At 68.2% G+C, this 21,949-nt stretch carries 4 protein-coding genes; all 4 read right to left on the bottom strand.

Annotated elements, in window-relative coordinates; translation table 11 throughout:
• The 4 genes from AB0J95_RS48145 to AB0J95_RS48130 are packed head-to-tail and all read right to left on the bottom strand — an operon-like array spanning position 1 to position 21,907.
• Positions 1-1,587 (bottom strand): AMP-binding protein, encoded by a 1,587-nt coding sequence (locus AB0J95_RS48145; RefSeq protein ID WP_364773173.1) that lies wholly within the window; start codon positions 1,585-1,587, stop codon positions 1-3.
• Positions 1,584-16,127: a type I polyketide synthase gene (locus tag AB0J95_RS48140; protein WP_364773172.1), complete on the bottom strand. Its 14,544-nt coding sequence runs from the start codon at positions 16,125-16,127 to the stop codon at positions 1,584-1,586. The genes AB0J95_RS48145 and AB0J95_RS48140 overlap by 4 nt, the downstream gene beginning before the upstream one ends.
• Before the next feature lie 30 nt (positions 16,128-16,157).
• The gene (locus tag AB0J95_RS48135; protein ID WP_364773171.1) at positions 16,158-18,941 is read right to left on the bottom strand and encodes a beta-ketoacyl synthase N-terminal-like domain-containing protein; all 2,784 of its coding nucleotides are present in this window, start codon (positions 18,939-18,941) and stop codon (positions 16,158-16,160) included.
• A gap of 14 nt (positions 18,942-18,955) precedes the next feature.
• Positions 18,956-21,907 carry a beta-ketoacyl synthase N-terminal-like domain-containing protein gene (locus AB0J95_RS48130; RefSeq protein ID WP_364773169.1) on the bottom strand — a complete coding sequence of 984 codons (2,952 nt, stop codon included), beginning with the start codon at positions 21,905-21,907 and terminating at the stop codon, positions 18,956-18,958.
• Positions 21,908-21,949: the final 42 nt, after the last annotated feature.

Raw genomic sequence — 21,949 nt, 5'->3', positions numbered from 1 at the left:
TCAGATCTCGCCCGCGGCGGCGAGCGCGGCCCGGTCGGTCTTGCCGTTGGTGGTCACCGGGAGTTCCGGGAGCACGCGGACATCCCGCGGCACCATGTAGTCCGGCATCGTCTCCCGGCAGAACTCGGTCAGCTCGTGCTGGACCAGCTCGCTCACCCCGGCGTCCAGCACCACGAACGCGCTCAGCTCGCTGTCCCGGTCGGGCCGCTGCCGCACGAACGCCACCGCGGCCGAGATGCCCGGGAACTCGACCAGCCTGCCCTCCACCTCGCCCAGCTCCACGCGGTTGCCGCGGATCTTGACCTGGGAGTCGGCGCGGCCGCAGAAGTACAGCTCACCGTGTTCGCCCCGGTAGGCGAGATCGCCCGATCGATAGACAAGCTGACCCGATCGTGGGTTGAGCGGGTCGAGGACCAGCGCCCTCCGAGTGGCCTCCGGATCGTCCCAGTAGCCGTTGAACAGTGACGGCCCGCGCATGTAGATCTCGCCGACCACATGCGGCCGGTTGATCGGGTGGCCGTCGTCGTCCACGATCATCATCTCCGCGCCGGGGTAGGCGAACCCGATGGAGAGCCGCTTCACCGTGGGCGGCAACGGGTTGGGCACGTCGGTGAGCGAGAACGCCATGGCCTCGGTGGGTCCGAAGCAGTTCACGATCCGCACCATCGGCAGCGCCTGCTGCAGCCGGCGCAGGTCGGCCAGCGGGAAGTTCTCGCCGGAGAACAGGATTCCCCGGATCTGGTGCAGTCCGGACAGTCCGGCCGCTTCGTGCCGGAGCACCTGGCGCCAGATCGTCGGCACGCCGTTCACCTGCGTCGCCCCGGTGTCCTGCAGGAACCGGAGGAACCGGCGTGGCCAGCGAACCGCGTCCCGGGGCACAGCGACCAGAGTGGCGCCGCTGCCCAGCGCGAGTCCAATGTCGAGCAACGAGAAGTCGCACTGCAGCGGCGAAGTCGTGGCCACCCGCGCATCGCTGGTGATGATCGCGTGCGACAACATCCCACGGTAGAACGAGATCACCGCGCGGTGGCTCATCGCCACGCCCTTCGGCCGGCCGGTGGTCCCCGAGGTGAAGATCATGTAGGCCGCGTCCGTGGGCGCGATCTCCCTGCGGTGACGGGTGGTCGACCTGGGCGCGCGGCCGACGATCAACCCGTGCCTGCCGAACCGTCCAGTGGGGACATCCGCCGGCAGGTCCTGCCGTGGGCCTTCGACCGGCTGCATGTGGAAAGCCGCGTCCGCGGTGGTGATGATCGACATCAGCCGCTGCACCGGCACCTCGGGACTGACCGGGATGAACGTGATCCCCAGCGAGGAACAGGCCAGGAACATGGCGATCGCCGACGCGGAGGTGTTCGACTCGATCACCACCCGGTCGCCGATGTGCAGGCCGAGCTCGTCCAGCGCGAAGGCGTAGTCGTGCACGAGCCGTTCCAGCTGGCGGTAGGTCATCGTGACCAGGCGGCCGTTCGGGTCCTCCTCCACCACCGCCTGCCGGCCGGGGGTGATCTTGGCGGCCGCGAGCATGAACTCGTCCAGGCGTTCGGCCACCTGGTGCTCGCTGATCGAGAAAGTGCTGGAGCTCAAGGGGTTCCTCCCAGGTACTCGTCGACGATGACCGTGTCCAGCCATCCCTCGATGGCCCGCGCGGTGGTGCCGGCGTTCTGCTCGGCGATGGTGAAGTGCGTCCCCGGCACGGTCAGCACCGTGTGCGCGGAATCCCAAGTGGCGCGCCAGTTCTCCGCGACCTGACCGCCGTTCTCGAACAGCTCACCGGCCCGCACGAACAACACCGGCGCTGCCACGTGCCGCATGGTGAAGCTGGGCAACAGTTCGACGTAGCGACCCATCGCCGACAGCTGGGTACTGCTGAAGGCGCCCAGTTCGGCGGCCTTCGTCGGCACGGCGAACGCCATCTGCTGTACGACACCGGATCCGGCTTCGTCGCTGCCCTCCTCGGTGAGCCGGTAGGTGTCCAGCAGGATCACCGCCATGGGCTTGATTCCCAGCTGTTCCAGCTGGGCCGCGGTCGCGTGGGCCAGCAACCCGCCAGACGAGAATCCCAAAAGGACGAATGGTTCGCCGTTGGCCGCGCGACGCACGCTTTCCGCGAGCACCGAGACCGCCGCGTCGAACGAGTCCGGCAGGCTCTCACCAGGACTGAAGCCGGGCATTGGCAACGCCGTTACCGGCATGTGCATCTTGGCCGCGAGCCGGGCGTGCTGGTGGACTCCGCCTGCCGCCGTCGGTGTGCTCAGGCAGATCAGGCGGGGGCGTCGCGGGGTGTCTTCGGGTGTGGCGAACGTGACCGGCTCCGGGAGTTCCGCGAGGTCATCGGGTGAGTGGAACTCGGGCCGCAGGGCTGCCACCGCCTTGAGCAGCGACAGTCCCTTGTGGAGGTTCCCGTCCGTGATGGAGGCCAGGAACAGGTCGTGGAGGGTGTCCTTGGTGGTCTTTCCCAGCTCCTGGCACACCTTTTCGGCGAGACCGGCCGGGGTTCGCGCGTCGAACACGGCCATCGAGGGCAACGCCAGCCCGGTGGCGTCGTTGATCCGGTTGCGGAGGTCCAACGCACTCAACGAGTCGAAGCCCAGTCCGGCGAACTCCGCGCGTGTGTCGACGGCCTCGTCATAGCCCAGTACTTCGGCCGCCTGCGCCCGGATCAGGCTGAGGATGGCCTGATTCCGTTCCTCCTCGGGCAAAGTATCGAGCCGCGGGCGGCGGGCCGCCGGCTTGCGCCGCATTCCCCGCAACAACGGCACTCGATCGCCTCGGGCGTTGAGATCCACCCGCAGTGGCACGACCTGCGCCGCATCCGTAGCCAGGGCCGCGTCGAACAGCTTCAGCCCTTCCTCGGCCGACAGTGGAGGCAGGCCATCTCGGTCCAATCTGGACATGTTGATGTTCCTGCTGAGTCCGGTCTCGACGTCCCACAGCCCGAAGGCCATCGATACCGCCGGAAGCCCACGAGCCTTGCGGTGTGCTGCCAACGCGTCCAGGAAGGTGTTCGCGGCCGCATAGTTGCCTTGTCCCGCGGCGAGGACATGGCCACCTGCGGACGAGATCATGACGAACAGGTCGAGGTCACCCGCGAGTTCGTGCAGGTACCAGGCGCCATCGGCCTTGGGTTGCAGGACTGTGTGCATCCGTTCCGACGACAGCGAACTGACGATCCCGCTGTCCGCCGTGCCTGCCGCGTGGACGATCCCGCTGACCGGATACCTCGCCAACAGGTCCGCCACGGCCTGGCGGTCGGACACATCGCACGCCTCGATCGTGGCGCCCAGCTCGGCCTGCAACGCCGCTGCCTGTGGAGCGTTCATACCACTGCGGCTCACCAGCAGCAGGTTGCGGATGCCGTAGTTGGTGTGCAGATGCCGGGCGACGAGCGCGCCCAGCCCACTTGTCCCGCCAGTGACAAGGACCATCCCGTCACCGCTCCACTGTGGACCACCGGCTGGCATTCTGGTGAGCCGGGGAATGAGCACCTTGCCGCGCCGAAGCGCCAACTCCGGTTCACCTGTGGCGACCGCGGCGGCCAGGTTCTCGTGAGAGGTCTCGTCATCGTCGATGTCCACGAGCACGAACCGGCCAGGGTTCTCCGCCTGCGCTGCCCGCATGACGCCCCACACCGGCGCCTGCCGGACATCGACGTCCTCACCGTCCACTGTGGCCATCGCGTTCTTGGTGACCATGACGAGCTTCGGCGCGCGTTCGTCGACAAGTGCCCACTGGACGGCGGCGAGCACCTGGTCGAGGATCCAGCGGACCGCGCCGGGCACTTCCCCCGCCGGGGAGTCCAGCATCAGCACATCCGGAAGTTCAGCCGCCTCGCCGAAGGGGACCTCGGTCCATTCCACCCGGAGCAACGAGTCCTGCGCGGCGGGCCTCCGTACCAAGGTATCCACGGAAGCGACGGGGACACCGGCCATGTCGGCGATGACGATCGACGTCCCGCCTTCCACCGGCCGCAACCGGACTCGAACCGCGCTCGCCCCGGCCCGATGAACCGAAACACCGTGCCAGGAGAACGGCACCAGCGCCTGTGTCGAGGCTTCCAGTGCCAACGGGTGCATCGCCGCGTCGAGCAGAGCCGGGTGGATGACGAACCTGTCCCCCGGCACCGGCAGCGTGACCTCGGCGAACAGGTCGTCCCCGCGCCGCCAGACCGCCTGCACACCCTGGAACGCCCGGCCGTAGCCGAAGCCGGACTCAGCGAGGGTCTCGTACAACGCGATGTCCTGCGGGATCGCGCCCGGCGGCGGCCATTCGGTGAGCGAAAAGTCCGGTAACACCGTTGCGGAAGCGAGAATGCCCTCGGCATGGCGGACCCACGTGTCCTTGTGCGCGTACACACGGACCGGCCGTCGCCCGGTCTCGTCCGGCGCGCCAACGACGACCTGGATCGAGACGTCCAGGGTGGTCAACGGCTCCAGCAGCGTGAGTTCCTCGACGACCCCACATCCGACCTGCGCACCGGCGTGCAGGACCAGGTCGACGAACGCGGAGCCGGGCAGCAGGGTCGAGCCCCGCACCTGGTGTTCGGCGAGCCACGGCTGGTCGCTTGTGGACAGTCGTCCAGTGAAGATCATGCTGTCCGAGTCCGGCGCCGGCACCGCCGCCCCGAGCAGCGGATGGTCATCGGGGATCTGCCCGACCGCCGACACATCGCCGGTCATCACAGCCGGTTCGATCCAGTACCTGGACCGCTGGAACGCATAGGTCGGCAGGTCGACCAATCGAGCGTTCGAGCCCGCGAAGAAGGCGCGCCAGTCGACGTCCACACCGGACACGTGCAGCTGGGCCAGGGCGGTGACAACACCGTTGGTCTCTGGCCGGTTGCGCCGGATCACGGGTACCAGCACGGCATCCGGAACGCTCTGCTCGGCCATGCCGGTGAGCACGCCATCCGGTCCCAGCTCAACGAACCGGGTAGCACCTTTACGTCGCAGGAACTTGATGCTGTCGCCGAACCGAACGGTCTCGCGAGCGTGCCGCACCCAGTAGTCCGGCGTGTCCAGCCAATCAGCGAACTCACCGGTCACGCTGGACACCACGGGAATCCGCGGCAGGTGATACGTCAGACCTTCCAGCACGGCCCGGAAATCGGCCAGCATCGGGTCCATGTGGCACGAGTGGAACGCGTGCGACACCCGCAGGCGATCGGCCCGGCGGCCTTGAGCGGCGAACCTGGCGGCCACCTCGACCACAATGTGCTCGGCGCCGGAGATCACGACGGAGCTCGGGCCGTTGACCGCGGCGATGGTCACCTTGCCGGTCATCATCGGCGCGACCTCGTCCTCGCCGGCCTGGATCGCGGCCATCGCCCCGCCCGCGGGCAACTCCTGCATCAACCAGCCCCGCGCGGCCACCAGTGTCGCCGCGTCGGCCAGCGAGAACACGCCTGCCAGGTATGCGGCGGTGATCTCGCCGATCGAGTGGCCGGCCAGGTAGCCGGGCCGGACGCCCCAGGACTCCAGCAACCGGAACAGCGCCACCTCGACGGCGAACAACCCGGCCTGGGTGAACACCGTCTGGTTGACCAGTTCCTCGTCCCCGCCCCAGATCACCCCGCACAGCGGCATGTCCAGGCTCTTGTCCAGCTCGGCGACGACCTCGTCGAACGCCTGCGCGAACACCGGATAGGTGGCGTGCAGTTCCTGTCCCATCCCGAGTCGTTGCGCGCCTTGGCCGGTGAACAGGAACGCCGTCGACCCGTCGAGCTCCCCGTTGCCTTTCACCACTCCCTGCAGGCTCTGCCCCTCGGCCAGTGCGGTCAGTGCCTGCGTGAGCTTCGTTCGGTTGGCGCCGACAACTGTCGCACGATGCGGCAGTACGGCTCGGCCGGTCGCGAGCGAGAAACCGATGTCGATCGGGTTCAGTTCCGGGTCTTCCTCCACATGGGACAGCAGCTTCGCGGCCTGCGCTGACAACGCCGCCGGTGTCTTGCCGGACAGCACCCAGGGAATCGCCGACGCCATAGCGGGTTTGGCCCGCTTGCCAGGATCGGGGGCCTGTTCGATGATCACGTGGGCGTTGGTGCCGCTGATGCCGAACGAGGAGATCCCGGCCCGGCGCGGATGGCCGTTCTCCACCCACTCCTGGGCCTCGGTCAGCAGCCGCACGTTTCCGGAGCCCCAGTCCACTTTGTCCGTCGGCCGGGCGGAATGCAGGGTCTTGGGCAGGATGCCGTGCCGGATCGCCTGGATCATCTTGATCACCCCGGCCACCCCGGACGCCGCCTGGGTGTGGCCGATGTTGGACTTGACCGACCCCAGCCAGAGCGGCTCGTCCCGGTCCTGTCCGTAGGTCGCCAGCACGGCCTGCGCCTCGATCGGGTCACCCAAGGTCGTGCCGGTGCCGTGTGCCTCGACGACGTCGATGTCCGAAGGGGACAGACCGGCGTTGGCGAGCGCCTGGCGGATCACACGTTGCTGGGCGGGGCCGTTCGGCGCGGTCATGCCGTTGGACGCGCCGTCCTGGTTGATCGCCGTGCTCCGGAGGATCGCCAGCACCGGATGACCGTTGCGCTGTGCGTCCGAGAGCCGTTCCAGCAACAGCACTCCGGCGCCTTCGGCCCAGCTCGTACCGTCCGCGTCGGCCGAGAACGGCTTACTGCGGCCGTCGGCGGCCAACCCACGCTGCCTGCTGAACTCGATGAACATGCCCGGCGTGCCCATCACAGCCACGCCACCGGCCAGCGCCAGCGAGCACTCACCCGACCGCAATGCCTGCGCGGCCAGATGAAGAGCGACCAACGAGGACGAACACGCGGTGTCCACAGTGACCGCTGGCCCTTCGAGACCGAACGCGTACGAGGTTCGGCCCGAGGCCAGGCTGCCGCCAGCGGTCATCGCCGACTGCACACCCAGGCCGTAGTCGTGGTACATCAGCCCGGCGAATACCCCGGTGGGGCTGCCTTTCAGCGTGGCCGGGTCGATTCCGGCACTCTCCAACGCCTCCCACGAGGTCTCCAGCAGAAGCCGTTGCTGCGGGTCCATTGTCAGCGCGTCGGCCGGGCTGATCCCGAACATGCCCGCGTCGAAGTCCGCGGCGTCGTACAGGAACCCGCCCTGGCGCGTGTACGTCTTGCCTGGTTTGCCTGGCTGTGGGTCGTACACACGCTCATCCCAGCCACGATCGGCCGGGAACTCCGAAATCGCGTCGATCCCGTTCGCGACCAGCTCCCACAACAGATCCGGCGAGGTCACCCCGCCCGGATACCGGCAGCTCATCCCGATCACCGCGATCGGATCGTCCGAAGCCCGCGCCGCCACCGGTTGCGGCTCAACGGAAGACTCGGTCAGGAGATCTGCGACGGCCTGCGCGGTCGGGTAGTCGAACGCGAGGGTCGCCGGGAGCCGGCGTCCGGTGGCCGCGCTCAGCTGATTGCGCAGCTCAACGGCGGCGAGTGAGTCGAAGCCCAGCTCCTGGAACGGCCGGTCCGGTTCGATCGCTTCCGGCCCAGAGTGTCCCAGGATCGCCGCGGCGAACTCCCGGACCAGCTCAAGAATGTCGCTCTGGACCGGCGCCGCGGTGGTCATCCCGCGCAGCAGAGCCGGGACGTCGCCGCCGAGCTGCCCCAACCGCATCGCAACGAGGTGCGTCTCACCTGCGGAGATCGCCGTCTCGAACAGTGTTAGAGAGTCGTCCACGCTCAAGGCAGGTATGGCTTTGCGACCCGGGCGCTGCCGTCCCACGCCATCCCACTGTCCAAAGGAGACTGACACCGCCGGAAGCCCCTGAGCGGCGCGGTAGGCGGCAAGAGCGTCGAGGAAAACGTTCGCGGCCGCATAGTTCCCTTGGCCACCAGGCAGAACCAGACCGCCCACCGAGGAGATCAGGATGAACGCGTCCAGATCTGACGCCAGTTCGTGCAGGTGCCAGGCACCGTCGACCTTCGGCTTCAGCACGGTGTCCATGCGGTCCGGGGTCAACGATCCGATCATGCCGTTGTCGAACGCTCCCGCTGCGTGGATGACCGCGTTGATCTGGTGTCTCGCCAGCAGGGCGGCGACCGAGTCCCGGTCCGACACGTCGCACGCCTCGATGACCGCACCCAACTCGGCCAGCCCGGCGGCCTCAGGAGCGTCGGGTCCCCGCCTGCTCGCGAGCACGAGCCGGATGCCCTGCCGGGCAAGCTGTCGGGCGATGTGCGCGCCAACACCGCTGGTACCGCCCGTAATCAAGACCGTCCCCCGCAGGGTGACCGGGTTGCGAGGCACGGCGATCTTGACCAGGCGCGGGACGTACAGCTCGCCGTCCCGGATCGCCAGTTCGGGTTCGCCGGACGCCACCGCCCGCAAGGTGAGCTGGCCGGACTTGGCGCTGTCCACCTCGACCAGGAAGAACTGACCGGGGTTCTCCGCCTGGGCCGCCCGGACGAGGCCCCAGACCGCTGCCTGGCACAGGTCGCCGGCCCTGGTGACCACCGCGAGCCTGCCCGGCGCGCCCCGAAGCGCCGGCAACACCCGGTCCAGGACTGCCCGGACCGCCGACGGCACATCCCCTTCCGGCGTCACGCATTCCAGCACGTCGATGGCCTCGGCGGTGGCGGGCAACGGAACGGCGGTCCAGTCGATCTTGTACATCGACTCGGTTCCCATCGCGGGTCTGCCCACAATGGACCCCGCCGACAGCACCGGATGCCCGGAGCCGTCCGCGATCTCCAGCGAGATGCTGTCCGCGGCCGGCCGGGTGATCCGGACCCGGGCCATCGGTGAGGCCGGACCGTGCAGCGTGACGTTCTTGCACACGAACGGAAGCAAGGTGCCGGAGCCGTCGAGCATGGCGACATGCATTGCCGCGTCGAGCAAAGCCGGATGGATGGCGTACTCGCCCTGCATCGGCAGCGCGACCTCGGCATACAGGTCGTCGCCGTGCCGCCAGGCCGTTCGCAGTCCTCGGAACGCCCGGCCGTAGGCGAACCCCTTGTCCAGCAGCCGTTCGTATGGTGACCCGAGATCCATAGGGGTCGCGCCTCGGGGTGGCCACTCGCCGAGGTCAGCCATCATGTTCGTACGCTCGCTCAACCGGCCTTCCGCGTGCAGAGTCCAAGGCTCGTGCTCGCGTTGGGCGTGGATCTGGACCTCACGCGTGCCGGTCACGGAGACCTGCAGCTGGACTTCGCCATCCATCACCAGCGGCGTCAGCAGGGTGAGTTCCTCGATCGTGGTGCAGCCCATCTGGGCGCCCGCGCGCAGCGCCAGCTCGACGAACCCGGTGCCGGGCATGAGCACGTTGCCCATCACCTCGTGGTCGGCGAGCCACGGCTGCGCTTCCGTCGACACCGGTCCGGTGAGCACGACGCCACCGGACGCCAGCTCCACAGTGGACATGGGTTCGAACCGCCCAGCGACCGACCAGAACCGCTGACGCTGGAACGCGTACGTAGGCAGGTCGACCAGACGCCCACCCGGCAGGAGCCTGGCCCAGTCCACCGTCCCGCCGGTCACGTACAGCTGCCCCATCGCCATCAACAGGCTGGCGACCTCGGGCTTCCCCGGCCGGAGCAACGGGATGACGATCGCCTCCGGCGCGACCTGCTGGACCAGACCAGTCGAGTCCGCCCCGACCTCGACGAACCGGGTCACTCCTTGAGCGGCCAGCTCACCGATCGCCCCGGCCAGGTCCCCGCTCACCGCAGGGATCCCAGGAGCGATCTCCTCAGCCCTCGGACCAGCGACGAAGGCAGGCACAACGCCCCACGAGTCCAACAGCCGGTAGAGCGCGACCTCAAGCCCGTCGGCAAAAGCCCGGGCGAACCCCGGATACGCATCACACAGCTCGTGACCTGCGTCCGAGGCACCTCCGGTGAACAAAAACGCTGTTGCGCCTCTGGTTCGGCCCGACCCACGGAGGAAGCCGGGCCCTTGTCCGGTGGCCAACGCGGCCAGCCCCGTCATGAGCTGGTCGGGCTCACCGATGATCACCGCTCGATGGTCGAACGTAACCCGCCCGGCCAGCGAGAACCCGACGTCGACGGTGTTCAGCCCGTCCACATGCGACACCAGCCGCTCAGCCTGCTCCTGCAGCGCCTGCGGTGTCTTCGCGGAGAGCACCCACGGCACCATGGCCGGCTGGTCCGGCTCGGGCAGATCGACGACGGGCGCCTGTTCGATGATCACGTGCGCGTTCGTCCCACTGATGCCGAACGACGACACACCCGCCCGGCGAACCGGTCCAGTCCACTCCCGTGCCTCGGTCAGCAGCCGGACGTTGCCCCACCGCACATGCGATGCCGGTTCGTCGACGTGCAGCGTTTTCGGCATGACACCGTGCCGCATGGCTTCGACCATCTTGATGATCCCGGCGACACCGGAAGCCGCCTGCGTGTGCCCCATGTTCGACTTCACCGAACCCAACCACAGGGGCTCGGAGCGGTCGTGCCCATAGGCGGCGATCACGGCCTGGGCCTCGATGGGATCGCCTAGCACCGTCCCGGTTCCGTGGCCTTCCACCACGTCAACGTCCGAAGGGGACAGACGGGCGTTGGCCAACGCCTGCAGGATCACGCGTTGCTGCGCTGGTCCATTCGGAGCAGTGAGGCCGTTCGAGGTGCCGTCCTGGGTGGTCGCCGTGCCCCTCACGATCGCCAGCACCGGATGGCCGTTGCGGCGGGCATCCGCGAGCCGTTCGACCAGGAGCATGCCCACGCCCTCGGCCCAGCCGGCACCGTCCGCACCTTCGGCAAACGCCTTGCAACGCCCATCCGCCGACAGCCCGCCCTGCCTGGTGGACTCCACGAACGTCTCCGGCGTGGCCATCACCGCGACACCACCGGCCAAAGCCAGCGAACACTCCCCTGAGCGCAGTGCCTGCACCGCGAGGTGCAAGGCGACCAAAGACGACGAGCACGCGGTGTCCACAGTGATCGACGGTCCTTCGAGACCGAACACATAGGACACTCGGCCCGAGGCCAGGGCGCCGGTGCTGCTGTTGGCCGGGTAGTCGTGGTACATCATCCCGGCGAAGAACCCGGTCTGGCTGCCTTTCAGGGCCGCCGGGTCGATCCCGGCCCGTTCGAAGGCCTCCCAAGCGGTCTCCAGCAACAAGTACTGCTGTGGATCCATGGTCGCGGCCTCGTTCGGGCTGATCCCGAAGAAGCCCGGGTCGAACTCCCCTGCCTCATAGAGGAATCCGCCCTCACCAGTGGCCGTGTCGAGGTGGTCGATGTCCCAGCCGCGGTTGTCCGGGAACCCGCCGATCGCGTCCGTGCCGAACTGGACCATCCGCCACAGGTCGTCCGGTGACGACACCCCACCGGGATAACGGCAGGCCATGGCCACGATGGCGATCTCGTCACCGGAACTGTCCGATGCCACCGGGGCGGGCTGGAACCCGCCACGGGACAGGTGCCGGGCCAGCAGGTTCGGGGTCGGGAAGTCGAACCCGAGCGTCGCAGGCAGCGCGATTCCCAGCTCGGCGGCCAGAGCGTCCCGGAACTCGACCACGCTCAGCGAGTCGAACCCGAGATCGGCGAAGGTCCGGTCCAGGTCCACTGTGGCCGGATGGCCGAGGGTCAGCGCCACCTGGGTCCGGACAAGGTCCAGAACAGCCGCTTCGCGGTCCGGTTGGCCGAGCCGGGCCAGACGGTCCGCCAGGGCATCGGGCGGGCTTGGGGCCTGGGCACTCCGCCACCGGTCGCGGCCCACGAGACGAAACAACAAGGGCGTTTCGTCCGCGTCCCCCATGGGCCGCCGGTCCCATCGCATCGGGACGAGCACAGGCGCATCCCGCCGGATGGCCGCGTCGAACAGCGCCAGGCCTTCGGCGTCGGTCAACGTGCCGATCCCCGTCTGCCGGATGCGGTCCAGATCGGCCCGGTCGGCCATCCCACCGGACCACAGTCCCCACGCAAGCGACTGCGCCGCTTGACCATTGGCCCGGCGATGGGTCGCGAACGCGTCCATGAAAGCGTTCGCGGCGGCGTAGTTGACCTGACCGGGTGAGCCGAGCACGCCGCTGACCGACGAGAACAGCACGAACGCCGTCAGGTTCTCGGTGAGGTCGTGCAGGTTGATCACCGCGTCGACCTTGGGCCGCAACACCTCCGACATCCGCTCGGGCGTCATCGACGCGATCGTGCCGTCGTCGAGCACCCCGGCGAGGTGGACCACACCATTCACCGGATGCTCGGCCAGCAGGGCCGCCACCTCGTCCCGGTTGGCGACGTCGCAGGCCACCACGGTGATGTCGGCGTCGAGATCCGGCGCCTCTTGACCTTCCCGGCTCGCCAGTACCAGTTTCCTGACACCGTAATGATTCACCAGGTGTTCGCAGACGAGCCGGCCCAGCTTGCCGCTCGCACCCGTGACCAGCACCGTTCCGTGCAAGCTGACTTGCTTCGCGGCAGCGTGGGTCCTGGAGAGGCGGGCGCCGTAGAGAGTGCCGGCGCGGACGATCGACTGCGGCTCGTCCGAAGCGACGATGGCCGCGATGTCGCCGGTGTCGTCGATGTCCGCGATCAGGAACCGGTCCGGTGTCTCGATCTGGGCGGTCCGGACCATTCCCCAGATCGCCGCGCCCGCCAGATCGGTGACGTCCTCGCCGGGCAATGCCATCGCGCCACTGGTGAGAACGAGCAGCCGGGACGGGGCGAACCGCTCGTCCTGGAGCCAGCACTGCATGGCCGACAACATCTTGCGCGTGGCCAGGTGCACGTCGGCGTTGTCCGGCCGGATGAACACGATGTCCGGTACCGGCCCGAGATCCATCGGCCCGTACAGGTCGTCCCATTCCATTGTGGACACCCTGCCCTGGGTCACCTCGACCGGTGTCCAGACCACCTCGAACAGGTCCTCGTGGTGCGCCTCGGCGGCCTTGGTCTCCCCGATCGGCCGGAGCACCAGCGAGTCCACCGACAGCACCGGCCGTCCGGTGTCGTCGGTGGCGATCAAGGTGATCGCGTTCGGACCGGCCGGGCGCAGCCGAACCCGCAGCCTGCTCGCCTCCGAGGAGTGCAGATCCACCCCAGACCAGGCAAAAGGCATCACCGGCTGGTCGAACAGCAACCGGGCACCATGCAGACAGGCGTCGAACAAGGCCGGATGGATGCCGTACTTGCCCTCGGCGGGCAGCGCGACCTCCGCGAGGATCTCATCGCCGTTACGCCACAACGCCTGCACGCCCTGGAACTTCGGGCCATAACTCAGGTCCGCATACAGCTCGCCCGGATCCAGCCGCTCTCCCTCGGGCGGCCAGGTGACTTCGAAAACCGGGTCGCTCGCCGGGGCCAGAGTGCCCTCCGCATGCATGATCCACGGCTCGTCATTCTGTCGCGAGTGGATGGTCACCTTCCGGCCATCGACGATGACCTGGATCTCCATCCGCCCGGACACGACGAGCGGCTTCTGCAAGGTCAGCTCGGCCAGACCCGAGCCTCCGGCCTGCATCGCCAGCTCCACGAACCCCGTTGCCGGGAACAGAACCTCGCCACCGATCACATGGTCCGCCAGCCACGGCTGGGATTCGACCGACAGGTGTCCCGTCAGGACGACTCGGTCCGCGTCCGCCATTGACACCACAGCGTCCGCAATGGGCCGCTCGGTCGTCGGCCAGTATCGGCGGCGCTGGAACGCGGCCGTCGGCAGGTCCACCCGCCGACCGCCGGAGCCAACGAAGAACGACGGCCAGTCAACGTCCACGCCAGACACATACAGCCGCGAGATCGCTGTCAGCAGAGTGTGGATCTCGGGCTGGTTGCGGCGCATGGTCGGCACCAGCAGACCTTCGTTCAGGGTCTGCCGCGCCATGCTCGTCAGCACGCCGTCCGGTCCGAGCTCGAGGAACCGGGTCACGCCGTGCTGAGCGAGGCAGCGCAGGCCGTCCGCGAACCGGACCGTCTGGCGGGCATGCCGGACCCAGTACTCGGCGGTGTCCATGCCGTCGGCGACGTCACCGGTCACAGTGGACACGATCGGGATGGTCGGTACCGAGTAGGTGAGCGTCTCCGCGACCCGGCGGAACTCGTCCAGCATCGGGTCCATCAGCACGGAGTGGAACGCGTGCGACACCCGGAGTCGTTTGGTGGAGCCGAACCGCTCGGCGATGGCGAGAACTTCGGTCTCCTGTCCGGCGATCACGATCGAGTCCGGCCCGTTGACCGCCGCGATCGAGACGCCGTCGGTCAGCATGGCCTCGACCTCGAACTCGTCCGCCCGCACCACAACCATGGCCCCACCAGGCGGAAGATCCTGCATCAACCGGCCGCGCGCGGACATCAACGCACAAGCGTCCTCGAGGGACAGCACGCCGGCGACGTGGGCGGCGGCGATCTCACCGATCGAGTGCCCGGCCAGGTAGTCCGGCTTGATCCCCCAGGACTCCACCAGCCGGTACAGCGCGACCTCGATCGCGAACAGCGCGGGCTGGGCGTTCCCGGTCTGGTCCAGGAGATCCGCGTCGGTCCCGAACATCACGTCCGGCACGTCGAGATGGGCCAGCACGGCGTCCATCGCGTCGGCGAACGCCGGGAAGGTCGCGTACAGCTCCCGTCCCATCCCCAACCGTTGCGCGCCTTGGCCAGTGAACAGGAACGCCGTCAGTCCAGGCATGGCAGCACCCTGCAGTGCGCCTTCCCCTGCGGCGACGGCTCTGAGTCCGCTGATGGCCGCGTCCCGGTTGGCGGCCAGCACAACCGCGCGATGGTCGAGCGAAGCCCGCGAAGTAGCCAGAGAATAGGCCAGATCGATGTCCATCTGGTCGTCGATGTCCGCCAGCAGGCGTTCTGCCTGGGCTTTCCGGCCTTCGGCGGTCCGCCCGGAGACCACCCATGGGACAACGGTCCCGGCCGGCCAGTGCTCCGGCTCCGGCTCATCGTCCACTTCGAGCGGCGGCGCCTGCTCCAGGATCACATGCGCGTTGGTTCCGCTGATCCCGAACGACGACACCCCGGCCCGGCGCGGGTGCCCGGTCCGCGGCCATGGCGTGGGTTCGGTGACAAGCCGCAGACCGGTCCAGTCCACGTGACCGGACGGCTCGGTCACGTGGAGGGACTGCGGCACCAGGCCGTGCCGCATTGCCTGGACCATCTTGATCACCCCGCCGACCCCGGCCGCCGCTTGCGAATGGCCGATGTTCGACTTGAGCGAACCCAACAGGAGCGGCCGCCCGCGGTCACGGCCGTAGGTCGCCCGCAGGGCTTCGGCTTCGATGGGGTCGCCGAGGGTCGTCCCGGTGCCGTGCGCTTCGACCACGTCGATCTCGATCGGCCGGAGCCGGGCGTTGGCCAGGGCCTGCCGGATCACACGTTGCTGGGCCAGCCCATTCGGCGCAGTGAGACCGTTCGAGGCGCCATCCTGGTTGACCGCCGAGCCTCGGATCAGCGCCAGAACAGCGTGACCATTGCGTTGAGCGTCCGAAAGCCGTTCCAGCACCAGGACTCCAGCGCCTTCGGACCAGCCCGTGCCATCCGCCGACTCGGAGAAGGCCTTGCACCGGCCATCCGGAGCCATCCCGCCGAACGCCTGGAACGACGATGGCGTGGACATCACCATCACGCCCCCGGCCAGCGCGAGCGAGCATTCCCGTTGCCGCAGCGACTGGGCCGCCAGGTGCAGGGCTACCAGGGAAGACGAACAAGCAGTGTCCACAGTGAGCGCCGGGCCTTCGAGCCCCAGCAAGTAGGCCACCCGTCCGGAGATGACGGCCGCCGACGTGCCGGTCGCGTCTGGATCGACCAAATGGGCGTAGTCCTGGAGGCCCGAACCCGCGAACATCCCGACTTGCTGACCACGCACGGAGTGCGGGTTGATGCCGGCCCGTTCCAGGGCCTCCCAGCAGATCTCGAGCATGATCCGCTGTTGTGGGTCGGTGTGCAGGGCCTCGCGCGGGCTGATGCCGAAGAAGTCGGCGTCGAAGTCGGCTGCCCCGCTGAGGAATCCCCCTTGCCGGGTGGTCGTCCAGCCTCGATCCGCCGGGGCCGGGCCGATCGCGTCCTGTCCTTCGGCGACCAGACGCCAAAGGTCTTCCGGGGAACCGGCTTCACCGGGATAGCGGCAGCTCATGCCGATGACGGCGATGGGTTCGGCGTCGCGGCCCATGACCTCCTGCAGGCGCAACCGGGTCTGGTGCAGGTCCGCGGTGACGCGCTTGAGGTACTCGAGCAGCTTCTCGTCGTTCGCCATCTGGCGTCTCCCTGGTCCGGTCGGGCCGCGTCAGGCGAGGCCGAGTTCCTTGTCGATGAAGTCGAAGACGTCGTCGGCCGTCGCCAACCGGCCGCTGACATCCACAGTGGACAGAGTTGGCGACAGCCTGGTGGCCAGCGCCCGCAACCGCGCGCCGACCTCAGCGGCCTGGCCGGCAGGCAGTGCCAGCGCCAGCTTTTCCAGCCGGTCGAGTTCGGCCTGGATATCCGGAGCGCCACTGAGGAAGTCCGCGAGCTTGCGCGGAGTCGGATGGTCGTAGACCACAGTCGCGGGCAACGTCCGGCCGGTGGTCTCGCTCAGCCGGTTACGCAGGTCCAGCACGGCCAGGGAATCGAAGCCGAGGTCCTCGAACGTGCGGGTCTCGTCGATGTCGGCGGGGTTGTGGACGCCGAGAACCGCGGCTACCTGAGTCCGGACCAGATCCGCCTGTGCGACAGGCTGTGCGGCGATGATCACGTTGCCCTCGTCGCGGGCGAGGATCTCCCGGAGCGCCTGGATCGCGGTCGCGGGCCGCATCGGCGGCGTCCCGGCCTTCGTCAGGTAGGCCCTGAGTTTCCCGTCGACCATCCCGCAGTCCCAAGCACCCCAGGCGATCGAGGTCGCCCGGAGCCCACGTGCCCGGCGCCGCAGGGCAAGCCCGTCGAGGAAGGCATTGGCGCAGGCATACTCGGTCTGCCCGGGGCGGTTGGCAATCGTCGCGTCGGATGAGAACAGCACAAACGCTTCGAGTGGGCGATCGAGCAGTTCGTCCAAGTGCCGGGCGCCGAGGACCTTCGCGTCCCAGACGTCTGTCCGCGCCATCCCAGCGAGGTGGAACACCGCATTGACGTCGTGCTCGGCCAAAAGTGCCCCGAGCGCAGCCTTGTCCCGGACATCACACGACTCGACGGTCACCCTGGTCCCGAAATCGGGGACCTCGGGGACGGTTCGGCCGACCAGCAACAAGTGTTCAGCGCCGTCTTCGGCCAGCATGCGGGCCACGTGCCGGCCGAGAGCACCGGTCCCGCCGGTGATCAGCGTCGTTGCCCGCCAGTCGGGCCGCCGCTGCACGGAACTCAGCGGCGCCGGGACGATCCTGCGGATGAAAACACCGTTGTGACGCACGGCAACCGGCTGATCAGCGAGAACAATCCCTTGTGGATCGCCTGCGATGTCGATGACCCGGCCCAGCCCCAGGTAGGCGGCCTGGGCCGGATCGACGTCCTCGGTCTCGTCGACCTTGATCGCGCCCGAAGTGACACTCCAGACCGGCACCCCGGCGTTGATCAGCTCAAAGGTCTCGACCATCGGGCGAGCCAGCGGCAGCAGGGAGATCACGCTGTCGACGCCTTCGAGGTCGTCGAACCGCACCTCAGCGCCCCGGCTGGTCAGATCGGCCGCGATCCGCTCGGCCAGATCGCGCTGACCTGCGGTAACGATGGCATACGTGCCGCGGGCCGTGCCCGGGACCGGCTGCCAGACGACCTTGTGCCGCAGGCAGTCCGTGCTCTCGACCGGCATGCTCCAGTAGTGACGGCGATGGAAGACAGGCGCCGGGAAGGGGGTGGCCGGGGTTTCGACGTCCTCGATGATCACGTGGGCGTTGGTGCCGCTGTAGCCGAAGGACGAGATCCCAGCTCGACGTGGTCTGGGCCAGTCGACGGGCGCCGTCAGCAGCTCGACCTTGGACCACTCGATGTGCGGCGAGGGCTGATCAACGTGGAGCGTCCGGGGCAGGACGCCGTGCCGCATGGCCTGGACCATCTTGATGACCCCGCCGATGCCGGCCGCCGCCTGGGCGTGGCCGATGTTCGACTTGAGCGAGCCCAGGTACACCGGCCGGTCCCGCTCACCGAAGACCGCCTCCAGGGCCTGGGCTTCAACCGGGTCGCCGAGTTCCGTCCCGGTGCCATGGGCCTCGACCGCGTCGATCTCGCTGACGGACAACCGTGCGTCGGCGAGCGCCTGGTGGATGATCTTCTGCTGCGCTAGGCCGTTTGGCGCAGTGAGGCCATTGGAAGCACCGTCTGAGTTGACCGCGGAGCCACGGATGACCGCGAGAATGGGATGTTCAAGGCGTTCGGCCTCCGACAGGCGCTCGACCAGGATCATGCCCACGCCCTCGGACCACGCTGTTCCGTCGGCGGCAGCCGAGAACGACTTGCACCGGCCGTCGGCAGCCAGCATGTCGAAGCCGGTGAATGAGTCCGGAGTGGACATGACCGCCGCGCCCCCGGCCAGGGCAAGCGAACACTCCCCCGACCGGACAGCCCGGACCGCGAGATGCAGCGCGACCAATGAGGACGAACATGCGGTGTCGACGGTGATCGCGGGGCCTTCGAGTCCCAGGATGTAGGCGATGCGGCCGGATGCCACGCTGGTCATCGCCCCGGCGAAGTTCTCGGTCGGGTAGTTCTGGTAGCTCACCCCGGCGTAGACACCGGTCCTGCTGCCACGCAGCGAAGCCGGTTCGATGCCCGCGCGGGACACCGACTCCCAGGCGGCCTCCAGGAGGAGCCGTTGCTGCGGATCCATTTCGCGGGCCTCACGGGCAGTGATCTTGAACAGGTCCGCGTCGAAGAGTCCGGCGTTCTCCAGAAAGCCACCCTGGTGGGCATCGGACCAGCCGCGATCGGCCGGGCTCTGGGTGATGGCGTCGGTGCCGGTGGCGACCAGGGTCCAGAGGTCCTCCGGGGACTCGACGCCGCCGGGGAAGCGGCAGGCCATGCCGATGATGGCGACCGGTTCCCGCAGCCGGCGCAGGTCGGCGGTCGCGCGCCTGAGGTACTCCCGGAGCTTGTCCTCGTCGGCCATCCATCCTCCCCCGGTTACGAGATCCCCAGCTCGTCCAGTTCCTCGAACAACTCGTCGTCGCTCGCGAAGTCCGCCGGCAGATCCTTGGCGGCCGGTTGCTCACCGGCCAGGAACGCGGCCAGTGCCCGGACCGACGGGTGGTCGAACATCACCGTCGCCGGCAGCCGCCGCCCAGTGGCCTCGGCGAGCCGGTTGCGTAGGTCCACAATGGCCATCGAGTCCAGTCCCAGCTCCCGCAACGGCCGGTCCGGGTCGACCTCAGCACTCGACTCATACCCGAGCACCGCGGCCACGTGTGCCACCACGAGGTCGAAGACCTCAAACCGTGGCGCGGGAACGACCTCGGCCGGTTCCACCGCTGCGTCCAGCCAATAACGCTGGCGTTGGAACGGGTACGTGGGCAGGTCGACCCGGCGAGCGCCCTCGAAGACCCTGGCCCAGTCGACATCCACACCGTGCACGAAGGCAGTAGCCAGGGCTGTCACGAGTTCACGCTCTTCACCGCTGTCCTTGCGCTGCACTGGAATGAAAGTCCCTTCTCCGCAGTCAGACCCCATCGAGCACAGCGCCCGGTCCGGGCCAAGTTCGATGAACGTCGTCACGCCTTCCTCGGACAAGGTCCGAACGGCGTCGCCGAACCGGACGGTCTGCCGGACGTTCCACACCCAGTACTCCGGGATCACCACGCTCGCACTCACCGAACCGGTCACAGTGGACACAACCGGGATCTCCGGACGTGCGTAGCGGATGCTCTGAGCAGCGACCCGGAACTCGGTCAGCATGGGTTCCATCAGGATCGAGTGCGAGGCATGCGAGATCCTGAGCCTGCTGGTCCTGCGGCCCCTCGCGGTGAACTTCGCCACCACGAACTCGACCGCTTGCTCGACGCCGGACAGCACAACGGCTTCCGGACCGTTGACGGCCGCGATGCTGATCTCGTCATCGACGAACGGCAGCACCTCGTCTTCAGCTGCCTGCACCGCGACCATCGCGCCGCCCTCAGGCAAGGCCTGCATTAGCCTGCCCCGGGTGGCCACGAGCTTGGCCGCATCCGCCAACGTGAACACACCAGCCACATGCGCTGCCGCCAGTTCTCCCAGCGAGTGCCCGGCAACGAAGTCCGGCCGGATTCCCCACGACCGCAGCAACCGGTACAGCGCGACCTCGAACGCGAAGACCCCGGCCTGGGTGAACTGAGTCTGGTTCAGCAGGTCTTCGTCCTCACCCCAGAGCACCTCACGCAGCGGCCGGTCGAGATGCTCGTCCAGTTCGCCGACGACCGAGTCAAAGGCGACGGCGAACTGCGGAAACGCCCCGTACAGCCCACGTCCCATGCCAAGCCGTTGCGATCCCTGGCCCGTGAACAGGAATGCCGTCAACCCAGGCGTTCCCGAGCCCTGCAGGACATTCGCAGCGGGTCTTCCCTGAACCAGTGCCAAGAGACCGTTGTCAAGGCTGTCCCGGTTGCTCCCAACGACTGCAGCGCGGTGTTCAAAGGCCGTGCGAGCACCCAGCGAGAACCCGATGCCGGCCGGGTCGCCCTCCACATTGGACAGTCGATCAGCCTGTGCCGCGAGCGCTTGCGGGGTTCGCGCTGACAGGATCCACGGGATCACCGACAACCTGCACGAACCGGCGGCCTGCGGTGCTGGCCCGGCCTGCTCGATGATCAGGTGGGCGTTGGTTCCGCTGATCCCGAACGAGGACACCGCCGCGCGTCGAGGACGGCCGTTCTGTGGCCAGGGTCGATTCCGCGCGAGCAGCCGGACCGCGCCCGAAGACCAGTCGACGTGCGGTGTCGGTGCGTCGAGGTACAGGGTCCGCGGCATGAGCTTGTGCCGGATGGCCTGGACCATCTTGATCAAGCCCGCGATGCCCGCCGCGGCTTGGGCATGGCCAAGATTCGATTTCACCGAGCCCAGCCAGATCGGTGTCGTGCGATCCTGACCGTAAGTCGCGAGCACGGCCTGGGCCTCGATCGGGTCTCCCAGGATGGTGCCGCTGCCGTGCGCCTCGACGACATCAACGTCCGCAGTGGACAGGCCGGCGTCCTTGAGCGCGGCCTTGATCACACGCTGCTGTGAGGGACCGTTGGGCGCGGACATCCCGTTGGAAGCGCCGTCCTGGTTCACTGCCGAACCACGCAGCACCGCGAGTACCGGGTGCCCGTGCCGCCGGGCGTCTGACAGTTTCTCCAAAACAACCAGACCGGCACCCTCGGAACAGCCCATCCCGTCAGCGGTGGCGGAGAACGCCTTGCAGCGGCCGTCAGCCGACAGCCCGCCCTGCGAACCGAGATACACCAGCATGTCCGGCGTCGCCATCACGGTTACCCCACCGGCAAGTGCCAGCGAACATTCACCTCGCCGCAACGCCTGCATGGCCAGGTGGAGAGCGACCAAAGAGGACGAACACGCGGTGTCGACAGTGATCGCCGGACCTTCCAGGCCCAGGGTGTAGGCGAGCTGACCGGTGACCAGGCTGCCACCGCTGACACTGCCAGGCTGACGACCCATGGCGTAGTCGCGGTACATCACACCCGCATACACGCCGGTCGGGCTTCCCTTGAGAGACAGTGGGTCGATGCCCGCACGTTCGATCGCTTCCCAGGACAGCTCCAGAAGCAGACGCTGTTGGGGGTCCATCGCGCGGGCCTCGTCCGGGCTGATGTCGAAGAAGGCCGCGTCGAACTGCCCCGGGTCGGCGAGGAAGCCGCCGCTGCGGGTGACGGTGTCGACGTCGTCGGGCCAGCCCCGGTTGGCCGGGAACCCGGCGATGACATCGGTTCCGGACGCGATCAGATCCCAGAGCCGTTCAGGTGTGTCGGCTCCGGGATAGCGGCAGCTCATCGAGACAATGGCGATGGGTGCCGTACCGCGTTCGAGCCCGGCCAGGCGTTCCCGGGTGTCGAGGAGGTCGGCGGTGGCCCGCTTGAGGTAGCCGAGCAGCACCTCCTCGTCGCCCATCGCGACCACGTCCCCTCGCCTCCGGGAAAACAATTCTCACGC

It is taken from the genome of Actinocrispum sp. NPDC049592 (assembly GCF_040675465.1).
Classification (GTDB): Bacteria; Actinomycetota; Actinomycetes; order Mycobacteriales; family Pseudonocardiaceae; genus Kibdelosporangium.
The sequence above is the reverse complement of the archived record's forward strand: the minus strand, read 5'-3'. Positions and strand labels throughout refer to the sequence as shown.